This is a genomic window from Sphingomonas sp. ID1715, from assembly GCF_013044515.1.
Lineage (GTDB): Bacteria > Pseudomonadota > Alphaproteobacteria > Sphingomonadales > Sphingomonadaceae > Sphingomonas_B.
On sequence record NZ_JABEPR010000012.1, the window covers coordinates 24,307 to 35,579 of the forward strand.

8 protein-coding genes are annotated in these 11,273 nt (G+C 67.5%); 1 reads left to right on the plus strand and 7 read right to left on the minus strand.

What is annotated here, in order from left to right; all coding sequences use genetic code 11:
- Window positions 1-6: 6 nt before the first annotated feature.
- The 4 genes from HJG53_RS17170 to HJG53_RS17185 form a co-directional block, all read right to left on the minus strand.
- On the minus strand, window positions 7-1,467 hold the full coding sequence (locus HJG53_RS17170) for an efflux transporter outer membrane subunit (protein ID WP_368039601.1): 1,461 nt from the start codon (window positions 1,465-1,467) through the stop codon (window positions 7-9).
- The gene (locus tag HJG53_RS17175) at window positions 1,464-4,649 is read right to left on the minus strand and encodes an efflux RND transporter permease subunit (RefSeq protein WP_171132517.1); all 3,186 of its coding nucleotides are present in this window, start codon (window positions 4,647-4,649) and stop codon (window positions 1,464-1,466) included. The genes HJG53_RS17170 and HJG53_RS17175 overlap by 4 nt, the downstream gene beginning before the upstream one ends.
- A gap of 4 nt (window positions 4,650-4,653) precedes the next feature.
- Window positions 4,654-5,874 (minus strand): efflux RND transporter periplasmic adaptor subunit, encoded by a 1,221-nt coding sequence (locus tag HJG53_RS17180; protein WP_171132519.1) that lies wholly within the window; start codon window positions 5,872-5,874, stop codon window positions 4,654-4,656.
- A gap of 111 nt (window positions 5,875-5,985) precedes the next feature.
- Window positions 5,986-6,438, minus strand: a complete 453-nt coding sequence (locus HJG53_RS17185) for a MaoC family dehydratase (protein ID WP_171132521.1) — start codon at window positions 6,436-6,438, stop codon at window positions 5,986-5,988.
- A gap of 93 nt (window positions 6,439-6,531) precedes the next feature.
- Here HJG53_RS17185 and HJG53_RS17190 point away from each other — a divergent pair, with 93 nt between their 5' ends.
- Window positions 6,532-8,286, plus strand: a complete 1,755-nt coding sequence (locus HJG53_RS17190; protein ID WP_171132523.1) for a bifunctional UDP-sugar hydrolase/5'-nucleotidase — start codon at window positions 6,532-6,534, stop codon at window positions 8,284-8,286.
- On the opposite strand, the gene HJG53_RS17195 is transcribed toward HJG53_RS17190, so the two are convergent.
- The 3 genes from HJG53_RS17195 to HJG53_RS17205 form a co-directional block, all read right to left on the minus strand.
- The gene (locus HJG53_RS17195; protein WP_217352925.1) at window positions 8,283-9,653 is read right to left on the minus strand and encodes a Coenzyme F420 hydrogenase/dehydrogenase, beta subunit C-terminal domain; all 1,371 of its coding nucleotides are present in this window, start codon (window positions 9,651-9,653) and stop codon (window positions 8,283-8,285) included. The genes HJG53_RS17190 and HJG53_RS17195 overlap by 4 nt on opposite strands.
- Complete coding sequence (locus HJG53_RS17200) at window positions 9,646-10,698, minus strand: polysaccharide pyruvyl transferase family protein (RefSeq protein ID WP_171132527.1); 1,053 nt, start codon at window positions 10,696-10,698, stop codon at window positions 9,646-9,648. Before HJG53_RS17200 ends, HJG53_RS17195 begins: the two co-directional genes overlap by 8 nt.
- 38 nt (window positions 10,699-10,736) lie before the next feature.
- On the minus strand, window positions 10,737-11,273 hold a 537-nt coding region (locus HJG53_RS17205; protein WP_368039602.1), incomplete at its 5' end, for an inositol-3-phosphate synthase.

Sequence of the window (11,273 nt, forward strand, 5' to 3'; positions counted from 1 at the left end):
GCCCGTCTAGCGCGGCGGCGGCGTGGGTCCAGCCTGAACCGGGCCGCCGTTTCGTGGCGCATCGAGCTGGGAGTCCCCGCCGAGCGTCCGATAGAGCTGGACGAGGTTCTGCGCGCGGACCAGGCGTGTGGCGACGAGCTGGCGTTGGGCGGCATAGAGGCTGCGCTGCGCGATCAGCGTCTGCAGGAACGGGTCGATGCCGCCGCGGAAGCGCGCTTCGCTGAGCGCGTAATTGTCCTCGGACGCGGCAAGATTGGCCCGCTGGGCGCGGAGCTGTTCGGCGATCGTGCCGCGCCGGGCGAGTGCGTCCGAGACTTCGCGGAACGCCGTTTGGATGGTGCGCTGATAGCTGGCGACGGCAGCGTCCCGCTGTGCCTGGCTCAACCGCACATTGGCGCGCGCGGCCCCGCCCTGGAAGATCGAGTAGCTCGCCTGCGGGCCGACCGACCAATTGAAGGCGTCGCCCGAGAAGAGGTCGCCGAGCGCGGTGCTGGCGAGGCCCAGCACGGCGGTCAGGCTGATGCGCGGGAAGAGCGCGGCGCGGGCGGCGCCGATCTCGGCATTGGCGGCGCGCAGCTGGTACTCGGCCTGCACCACGTCCGGCCGGCGGAGCAGGATCGTCGAGTCGAGCCCGGCCGGCAGCTCGGCGATGGTTGGTTCGGCATCGGCGAGGGCGCTGGGGAGCAGGGCGGGATCGACCGGCGCGCCGACCAATAGCTGGAGCAGGTTGACGTCCTGCGCTAGGTCGGTCCGCGCCTGGGCGACGTCGGCGCGTGCCTGTTCGAGCGTCTGTTCGGCCTGGCGCAGATCCGTGCGCGGGGCGATGCCGCCCTCCAGCCGCAGGCGAGTGAGGCGCACGCTCTCCTCGGCGCTGCGCACGGTGCGCTCGCCGATTGCCAGCAAATCCTTGTCGGCGGCATAGGTCAGCCACGCATTGGCGATGTCGCCGACCAGCGCGAGGCGGGTGGCGCGGGCGCCGGCTTCCGTCGCGAAATAGCGGTTGCGCTCGGCCTCGGTCAGCGAGCGGATGCGCCCGAACAAGTCGATCTCGAATGCGGTGATGCCGGCCTGAAGGCGGTAGTTCGTCTGCCGGCCGGATGCGGCCTGGCCGACGCCGCTGCCGGCGCCATTGCCGCGATCGGATTCGGTGTAGCTGCCGGTCGCATCGACCTGCGGCAGGATCTCGGCACGCTGGATGCGGAAGCGCTCGCGCGCGGCGGCGATGTTCGCTGCGGCAAGCGCCAGATCCTGATTGTTCACGAGCGCTGTCTCGATGATCCGCTGCAGCCGCGGATCGCGGAAGATGTCGCGATAGCTGACCGCAGGCAGCACGGCTTCCGATTGGCGGAGATAGGCATCGCCGACCGGCCAGGAGAGCGGCACTGCCGGGGTGGGGCGCTCGTAGCGCGGGCCGAGCGTGCAGGCGCCAAGACTCGCGATCAGCGCGAAGGAGATGAGGCGCTTCACGCCGCACTCTCCGCCGGCCGCTGGCGGCGCTGCTTCAGCCATTCGCGGCCGTCGCGCACGCCTCGGCGCACGAGCACGAAGAAGAGCGGGATGTAAAAGATCGCGAGGATGGTCGCGGTCAGCATGCCGCCGATCACCGAGGTGCCGATCGCGACGCGGCTCTTGGCGCCGGCACCGGTCGAGATGGCAAGCGGCAGCACGCCGAAGATGAAGGCAAGGCTGGTCATCAGAATCGGCCGCAAGCGGATACGCGCCGCCTCGAGTGCCGCCTCGATGACGCGTTTGCCGGCCTTTTCCGCCTGCTCGGCGAACTCGATCATCAGGATGGCGTTCTTCGCGGCGAGGCCCATGGTCGTGAGCAGGCCGATCTGCAGGTACACGTCGTTCTGCAAGCCCCGCAGCGTCACCGCGAAGACGGCGCCGACCAGGCCGAGCGGAATGACGAGCAGCACCGCGACAGGAATGGACCAGCTTTCGTAGAGCGCGGCGAGGCACAGGAAGACGACGAGCAGCGACAGACCATAGAGAAGCGGCGCTTGGCCCGAGGAGAGTCGTTCTTGGTAGGACAGGCCGCTCCAGGCGACCGACACGCCGGGGATCTGCTGGGCCAGCGCCATGATCCGGTCCATCGCCTCGCCCGAGCTCGTGCCGGGCGCGGCCTGCCCCTGGATCTCATACGACGGCACGCCGCCGAACCGGCCGAGCGAAACCGGGCCGACTTGCCAGCTGGTCTGCGCGAAGGAGGAGAAGGGCGCCATCTGCCCGTCACGGCCGCGCACGAACCACTGATACAGATCTTCGGGGGCCGCGCGATAGGGCGCGTCGCCCTGCACATAGACGCGCTTGACCCGGCCACGATCGATGAAGTCGTTGACGTAGCGCCCGCCCCAGGCGGCGGACAGCGTCTGGTTCACATCGGCCTGGCTGAGGCCCAGCACAGCCAGCTTTTGCTGGTCGAGGTCGACGCGGAGATTGGGCGTGTCGGGCAGTTCGCTCGGGCGGACGCCGGTCAGCATCGGGTCGTTGCCTGCTTCCTCGATCAGCCGGTCGCGCGCCGCCTTGAACGCCTCACGCGACAGGCCGCCGGAGTTCAGCAGCTGCATCTGGAAGCCGCTCGACTGGCCGAGGCCGCGGATCGCCGGCGGCACCAACGCGAAGATCTGCGCGTCGCGCAAGCCTCCGAAAGCGCGACCCATGCGCTCGGCAATGCCCTCCGCGCTGTTTTCGGCACCGTGGCGCTGATCCCAATCTGCGAGGTTGATGAAGGCGTTGCCCGCATTCTGCCCCTGCGGACCGCCGCCGCCACCGCCAGCGACGGTGAAGATCACGTCGACATTCTTCGCTTCCCGCCCGCGCAGCAGATAGTCCTCGACCTGCCGCTGTACCTGTTGGGTGCGCGCGAGGGTGGCGCCGGCGGGCAAGCGGATCTGGGCCTGGGCAAAGCCCTGATCCTCAGTGGGCAGGAAGCTGGTCGGCAGGCGCAGGAACAGGGCGGCGAGCAGCACCACCGTCACCGCGTAGATGCCGAGAAACAGCCATTTGCGGTCGATTACGCGCCGCGCCGCATGCGTGTAGCGGTCGGTCAGGCGCGCGAAACCATTGTTGAAGCGATTGCGTGCGCGCTCCGTCCAGGCGGCGAGGCGAGGGAAGCGCTCCGAACGAAGCTCCCCATGCTGCCTTGGCTTGAGCAAGGTTGCGGTGAGCGCCGGGGTCAGCACCAGCGCGACCACGACCGACAGGATCATCGCGGCGATGATCGTCAGCGAGAACTGGCGGTAGATCACACCCGTCGAGCCGCCGAAAAACGCCATTGGCAGGAACACGGCGGAGAGCACCAGCGCGATGGCGATCAGCGCGGTCGAAATCTCGCTCATCGACTGGATCGTCGCTTCGCGCGGACTCATGTCGGGATTTTCTTCGAGCAGCCGCTCGACATTCTCGACGACAACGATCGCATCGTCGACGAGCAGGCCGATCGCCAGCACCAGCCCGAACAGGGTCATGGTGTTGATCGAGAAGCCGGCGACAGCAAACACCGCGAAGGTGCCGAGCAGCACCACTGGCACCGCAATCGTCGGGATCAGGGTCGCCCGCCAACTCTGCAGAAAGACGAACATGACGACGATGACGAGCAGGATCGCCTCGATCAGCGTCCAGACCACTTCCTCGATCGACAGCTTGATGAAGTCGGTCGCGTCGTTCGGGTAGTCATATCGGTAGCCGGGCGGGAAGCCTTTCGCGATCCGCGCGACTTCCGCCTTGACCAGTTCTGCCGTTGTTAGTGCGTCTGCGCCTGGCGCCGTGGAGACCGCGAAGCCCGCGCCAGGATGGCCGTTCACCCGCGTCACGACATTATAGTTTTCGGAGCCCAGCTCGATCCGCGCGACGTCGCCCAGGCGCACGGTCGCGCCCTGCTGCGTCGTCTTGAGGATGATGGCGCGGAACTGCTCCGGGGTCTGCAGCCGCGACTGCGAGGTGACGGTCGCGTTCAGCATCTGCGTCGGCGCGGCGGGCTGGGAGCCGATCTCGCCAGCGGTGATCTCCGTATTCTGCGCCTGGATCGCGCTGATCACGTCGCCAGGCATCAGCTGATAGGATGCGAGCCGCGCCGGATCGAGCCAGATGCGCATCGCATATTGAGCGCCGAAGACGTTGATGTCGCCCACACCCTGGATACGACTGATCGGGTCCTGCACGTTGGACACCAGCCAGTCGGAGACGTCGCGATTGGTGACGCGATTGGTCTCGTCATAGACGGCGACGATCATCAGGAAGTCGGGGTTGGACTTGGTGACGGAGAGGCCCTGTTGCTGCACCTGCTGCGGCAAGCGGGGCAGCGCCTGCTGGACGCGGTTCTGCACCTGCACTTGCGCGGTGTCCGGATCGGTGCCCTTTTCGAACGTGAGGCTGATGTTGACCGAGCCGCGCGCGCTGGAGCTCGAGCTGAAATAGAGCAGGCCGTCAATGCCGGACAGCTGCTGTTCGATCACCTGAGTGACGCTGTTTTCGACCGTCTCGGCATTGGCGCCGGGGTAATTGGCGCGGATGTTCACTTGCGGCGGGGCAACGTCGGGATATTGCGCGATCGGCAGCGAGAAGAGTGCGCCGAGCCCGAGCAGCATGATCAGGATCGCGATCACCCAGGCGAAGATCGGCCGATCGATGAAGATGCGGGAGATCATGCAGTCAGCGGCCGCCGGCTCCGCCGCGCGCGCCGCCCGCTCCGCCGGGCCCGACCCGGTTTGGATCGATCCGCTGCGGCGCATTTTCGGGCACGGGCTTGACCGGCTGGCCGGGGCGGGCGCGGGCAACACCCTGGGTGATCACCTTGTCGCCCGGGTTCAGCCCCGCCGTGACGACCCAGAAGGCACCCTGCGTGCGTTCCGCCGCTACCTTGCGCATGGCCGCCTTGTTGCCGGGGCCGACGAGCAGCACGGTCGCATTGCCCTGCGGATCGCGAGTGACGGCCTGCTGCGGGACCAGGAAGGCGCGGCTGTCGACCGCCTGCGCGAACACCGCACGCACGAACATGCCGGGCAGCAGCACGCCCTGCGGATTGGGGAAGCTGGCGCGCAGCGTCACCGTGCCTGTGCCCGGGTCCACGACGACCTCCGAGAACTGGATGGTGCCGGTCAGGCCATAGTCGCTGCCGTCTTCGAGTTTCAGCCGCACGCCGGCCTTGGCGGGCATGACATTGCCCTGGGCGAGCATGCGCCGCAGCTGCAACAGCTCGCCGGTCGATTGCTGGATATCGACGAAGATCGGATCGAGCTGCTGAATCGTGGCGAGCGGATCGGTCTGGTTGGCAGTGACCAGCGCGCCTTGCGTGAACAGCGATCGACCGATCCGGCCGCTGATCGGCGCCGGCACCCGCGTGAAGCCGAGATTCACCTGCGCCGTGCGGAGCGCCGCGCGCTGCTGGTTAACGGCGGCCTGCGCCTGGCGGGCTTGCGCCGCGGCGTCGGTATAATCCTGCTGGCTGACCGCCTGCATGCGAGCTAGCGGACGCAGCCGCTCGGCCCGGACACGCGCCGCCTCCGCCGTTGCCTCGGACGCTGCCAGATTGGCCTGGGCCTGAGCCTGGCCCGCTTCGGTCAGCCGCGGATCGATCTGGTAGAGCGTCTGGCCGGCACTGACGTAACTGCCTTCGGTGAAGAAGCGGCGCTGGATGACGCCGGAAATCTGCGGCCGGACCTCGGACACCGCAAAGGGCGTGGTGCGCCCCGCCAGCTCGGTCGTGAGCGCGACGGACGTGGGCTGCACCACGACATAGCCGACTTCCGGCGTGCCGCCGCGCCCGCCGCCTGAGCCGCCGGGTCCCTTTTGCGCGCTATCGGATTGGCTGTTGCACCCGGCGACCAGCAGGGTCGCGCCGAGCAGGAAGTTTCGCGCTGCGTTGTTCTTCATTCGGGAAGCAGCTCGCAACGAGTCGAACACCGCTGCCCCGTCAACGACTGGGCGGCGGAAGTCGATACCATCCGGTATTGCATGATGACGTTCGTCGAAGGGAGTTGACGTTCAGCCGTTTTGCGGGCGGCGGCGGATCAGGCCAATCGACACCAGGGTCATGACCGGCTCGTCGTGCTGGTTGAAGACGGTCGTGCGCCCGCGATAGCTGCCCATGTCCGGTCGGCTGCGCGAAGGCGTCTTGTCCAGCACCTCGGTCTCGGCGCGGAGCGTGTCGCCGGGATAGACCGGCTTCAGCCAGCGCAGCTCGTCGACGCCGGGCGAGCCGAGCCCGGCCTGCTGATTGTCCTTCATATGATCGACGAGCATGCGCATCAGCATCGCGCAGCTGTGCCAGCCGGATGCCGACAGGCGGCCGAAATAGGTCTGGGCCGCGGCTTCGTCGGACAGATGAAAGGGCTGCGGATCGTAGCGGGACGCAAAGTCGACCACTTCCTCGCGCGTCACTTCATAGCGCCCGAACCGGGACTTGGACCCGACCTCGATATCCTCCCAATATTGCATGCGCTTGCCGTCCTTTTCTCTCCGACCGGTTCCGTCGTGACAGCGTAACGGGCGCATGCAAAGGGGCTGCGGCACGAATCTGGAGCGGCGGGAATGAGCGTAAGATGGTTGGCAATCCCGGCATTGGCCGCGCTGACCTCGTGCGCCACGGTGCCGCCAGCGCGGCAGGCTGCGCCAGTCGAGGTGAAGATCATCGCCTTCAACGACTTCCATGGCGCGCTGGAGCCGCCCAAGATCGGCGTTCCCGCGACCGCTCCCGGCGGGGCAGCGGTCAAGGTGCCGGCCGGGGGCGCTGCCTATTTCGCCTCCGCCGTGGCGCGGCTGCGGGCGGCCAATCCGAACAGCATCACCGTTTCCGCCGGCGACCTGATCAGCGCCTCGCCCTTCGTTTCGTCGCAATTCCTCGACGAGCCGACGATCCTGGCCATGAACATGATCGGCCTCGACCTGAATGCGGTCGGCAATCACGAATTCGATCGCGGGCCGGGCGAACTGCTGCGCATGCAGAATGGCGGCTGCGCGAAGCACACCAACCGCCAGCCCTGCCGCGCCGACGCGAATTTCCCCGGCGCGCGCTTCCGCTTCCTTGCCGCAAATGTGCGCCGCCAGGGGGGCGACACGCTGTTCCCCGCGACTGCACTCCGCAGCTTCGGCAAGGGCGCGGCCAGGGTGAAGGTCGGGTTTATCGGCCTGACCCTGAAGTCCACCCCGACCCTGGTCGTGCCCGCCAGCGTGGCGGGCCTGAGCTTCGAGGATGAGGCCGCAACCATCAACGCGCAGGTACCGCGGCTGAAGGCGCAGGGAGCGGATGCGATCGTGGTGTTGATCCACCAGGGGCTCGCCACCAAGGTCGACTATAACGACAAGAGCTGCGGCGGCGTCAGCGGCGACCTGCTGCCGATCCTGGGCAAACTGGATCCGGCGGTGGACCTGGTCGTGTCGGGCCACACGCACAATGCCTATGTCTGCGACTTCCGCAGCATGGACCCGGCGCGGCCGTTCCTAGTGACCAGCGCCGGCCGCAGCGGCACGATGCTGACCGATATCCGTCTGTCGATCGATCCGAAGTCGCACCGGGTGAGCGCGCGCGCCGCCGACAATCTGATCGTGCAGGGGGAAGGCTTTACCACGCCCAGCGGCGAGACGCCGATCGTGCCGGCCTTTCAGAGCTATGCCAAGGACCCGCGGGTCGATGAGCTGGTACAGCGTTATGTCGCCGCCGCGGCGCCGATTTCGAACCGCGTCGTCGGCAGGATAGCGGGCCAGGCGCTGCGTGCGCAAACACCTTCGGGAGAGTCGGTGCTCGGCGATCTGGTGGCGGACGCGCAGCTCCGGGCGACGGGCGCCGACATCGCCTTCATGAACCAATATGGGCTGCGCGCCGACCTCGTGCCGGCGTCGGACGGCAGCGTCACCTATGGGCAGCTTTATGCCGTCGCCCCGTTCGGCAATGTCCTGCAGCTGAAAGGGCTCACCGGGCGGCAGCTGCGCGCGCTGCTGGAGCAGCAATTCGCCAGCGGCTCCAACACCGTGCAGAAGCCGAACATGCTGATGGTCTCGCGCGGCTTCAGCTATCGTTATGATCTGACCAAGCCCGAGGGGCAGCGCATCATCGACATGCAGCTGAACGGCGTGCCGATCGACGAGGCGCGGACCTATCGGGTCAGCGTCAGCAACTTCCTCGCAACCGGCGGCGACAATTTCACCGTGCTGCGGGAGGGCGCCGACCTGCCCGGATCAAGCCCCGAGGATATCGACGCGTTCGAAGGCCTGTTCGGTGGCGGCGGCGTCTTGGCGCTACCCGAGCCGAACCGGGTCACGCGATCGGATTTGCCGGAAAAGCGCTAGTCCGGGCGCGCTGGTTCGAGGCGCTGCATCAGCCTGCCGACCGGGCCGCGCAGATAGGCGAAGCCTTCATAGGTCCTGAGCGCCAGCCGCGCCCAGCGCAGATAGATGCCGTGCCAGCCATTTCGCCGCCCCAAGGCCGCGAGGCGGTGGCTCGTGGCGCTGATCCATTTGCGGCTGCGGTAGACCAGCTTGCGGCGGAGCGGGAGGTCGTGCCCGGCCGGGGCGACGCGCTTGCGCAGCGGCAGCCGGGGCGGGGCGATCCGTAGGCGATAGGCGAGCCCCTCGCGGCGCTGGCGGAACCCCGCGGCCTGGGTGTTCGCGATGAATTCGGCGTCGACCTGCTCGAGCGTCAGGCGCTGCGCAGCGAGCGCCTCGCTCACGATGTTCTGCATCTCGGACGTGCGCACGATCACGACATTGGTGCCGCGACCGTCGGACGAGTAGGGCTCCACCCAGGCATCGCCGAAGGCGATGTCGGCGGTCTCGGCCACCACATCATCGCAATAGTTGCAGGCATTGTTCTGGAAGAATCCGGCGCCCCAGTCGCCATCGACCAGATGCCACCAATCCTGCCAGCGCGCGCTGCCGTCCGCGAGGGCCAGGTGCGCGGTGTACCAGTTGGCGGGGCGGCCGGCGTCCTTCTTGCGATATTCGACGGCGCGCACCTGATCGATCGGTGCGTCCAGCTGCCAGGCGAAGCTGTCGACCAGCCGCGCGCTCTTCATATGGCCGCAGAACAGGCCGAGCGTGTAGGCAATCCGTCCCTTTAGGACCGGGTCTGTGGCGCGCAGCAGCTGGAGCGCCTTGATGAAGCAGGGCACGCCAATCACGGCATAACGGCCCGGGGTTGCGCGGATCTCGGCTAGCACGCCGGACAGTTCGACCGGGTAATAGCGGGACTTCGCGCCCTGGCCGATCTCCTCGACGCTGCGCGAGATGCGATAGCCGAAGAAGCGGCCCTCCTGCTGCGGATCGGTGGGCGCGACATGGGCGACGCCATCCACAAGACCGCGGCGCAGCAGCTCGGCAGCGACCCAGCTGACCATGCCGCCCGAACTGCCATTGGGGCGGAACTCGGCCTCGGCGACATGGCCGACATAAGCGCTCTCGAAGTTCCCGATCAGATCGTGACGCTCGCGGGCCGAGGGAAAGCGCGTGGCGGCGATCTCGTCTTCGTTGCGGGCGGCAGGGGAGAAGGGACAGGTGTGTGTGAAGCCCTCGCTCGCCTGTTCGGTCCAGCGTCCGCGTGGCTGCAAGAATCCATGATCGTCCCAATCGAGCGCTTGCCTATCGGGCCCGCATACGCCGCAGCCGATGCACAGGCCGGCGCGCACCACATCGGCCGGAGCGAGTGGCGCGTCAGCCAAGGACTGCCGCCAGATAGGCGCTGGAACGCCGGCGCTGTTCGACGATGCGCGCAGCGATCGCCGGATCGAGCGGGCAGCCGAGCAGCTCATGATAGGTTTCGAGCGGCGTGTCGGCGGTCACCAGATGGCGTCCGGCGGCGAGGCTGTGGGTCAGGTCGCGAACCTTGTTGAAGCGATATGCGGAAGGCGCTGAGACGAAGGGGCGCTGGTGGTGCAGCGCGAACACGCAGCCATGGAAGAAGTTGGTGGCGACCGCGTCCGCGCCGGCGATCAGGGCGGAAAACTCCTCCGGGCCGGCCTCGATCCGCTGCTCGTCGGCCCAATCGTTGCGATAGCCGATGCTGATGATGCGGCGATCGTTTGCCCGTGCCCAGTCCGTGACCGCGGCGGTGAACCAGTCGGGAAAGCCATGGCCGTAGAGGGCGAGATAGGGCGCAGCGGCCGTTCGCTCCACCTTGGGAGGTGGGAATTGCAGGCAGGGATCGAGCACGATCTCCGGCTCGCGATCCACGCCGTCGCGCACCAGCTTGCGGCTATTCTCGTCGCGAACGGAGATGGCGTCGAACCGGCGGAGTTTCCGCGCCCAGTCGGGGTGGATGCCGCGATCGGCGTCGTGATTGCCGAAGCTCGCCGCATAGGAGATGAGGCGGTCCGCCTGCAGCCGCTCGCCGAAGAAGATCGGCTTCCAGCCATACCAGGGATGGGCGAAGTTCCAGACCTCGTCGCTGCCGACCAGCACCGCGTCATAGCGTCCGGCTGCCTCCGGCTCGTGGAGGTGGAAGCGGCGCGATTGCGGCAGGCGATCGAATGCCTTGAGGAAGCGACGCGCCTTGGTGGCGTAGCGTTGAATGTCTGCGCGTGGCGTGCGGACCGGGAGCAGGGGCTGGAAGGCGCAGCGCCATTCGGCGCGCCTGACCTCGGGTGCGTCATGGTCGAGCAGTTCGGCGTCGTGCCCCTGCGCACGCAGGCCCTGGACCATGCAGCGCGCCTGCCAATAGGACCCGTAATTGATGCAGCGGTGAAACGTCAGAACGCCAATCTTCATGCCATCGACCCGAGAAGGAGCGGGCCGGACCTGGCCCTTCAGCCGATGAACGCCTCGACGGCGGAGAAGGCTTCATCGTCGGTCATCTGGACGGGCGGATGTTTGCAGAACCAGGCGGAGGCGGGGAGGACGGCGCCTGAGAGGCCGCGGTCGCGGGCGAGTTTGGCGCAGCGGATCATGTCGATGGCGACGCCGGCGGAGTTGGGGCTGTCCTCGACCGAGAGGCGCAGTTCCAGGTTCATCGGCACGCCGCCGAACAGCTGGCCTTCCATGCGCAGGAAGCAGACCTTGTTGTCGTTCTGCCAGGCCACGTAATCCGATGGCCCGACATGGATGTTCTCGTCGGCCAAGCGTTCTTCCGCGACCGACTGCACCGCTTCGGTCTTCGACACCTTCTTGGAGGCGAGCCGCTGGCGGTTCGACATGTTCAAAAAGTCGGTGTTGCCGCCGGTGTTGAGCTGGTAGGTGCGGTCGAGCCTGACGCCGCGCTTCTTGAACAGGTCGGTCAGCACGCGGTGGACGATGGTCGCGCCCAGCTGCGCCTTGATGTCGTCGCCGATGATCGGCACGCCGGC

Bases quoted from the DNA above. Each gene is read 5' to 3' on its own strand.
- HJG53_RS17180 (WP_171132519.1), bottom strand. From the start codon at position 5,874: ATGAAGAACAACGCAGCGCGAAACTTCCTGCTCGGCGCGACCCTGCTG.
- HJG53_RS17185 (WP_171132521.1), bottom strand. From the start codon at position 6,438: ATGCAATATTGGGAGGATATCGAGGTCGGGTCCAAGTCCCGGTTCGGG.
- HJG53_RS17175 (WP_171132517.1), bottom strand. From the start codon at position 4,649: ATGATCTCCCGCATCTTCATCGATCGGCCGATCTTCGCCTGGGTGATC.
- HJG53_RS17190 (WP_171132523.1), top strand. From the start codon at position 6,532: ATGAGCGTAAGATGGTTGGCAATCCCGGCATTGGCCGCGCTGACCTCG.
- HJG53_RS17200 (WP_171132527.1), bottom strand. From the start codon at position 10,698: ATGAAGATTGGCGTTCTGACGTTTCACCGCTGCATCAATTACGGGTCC.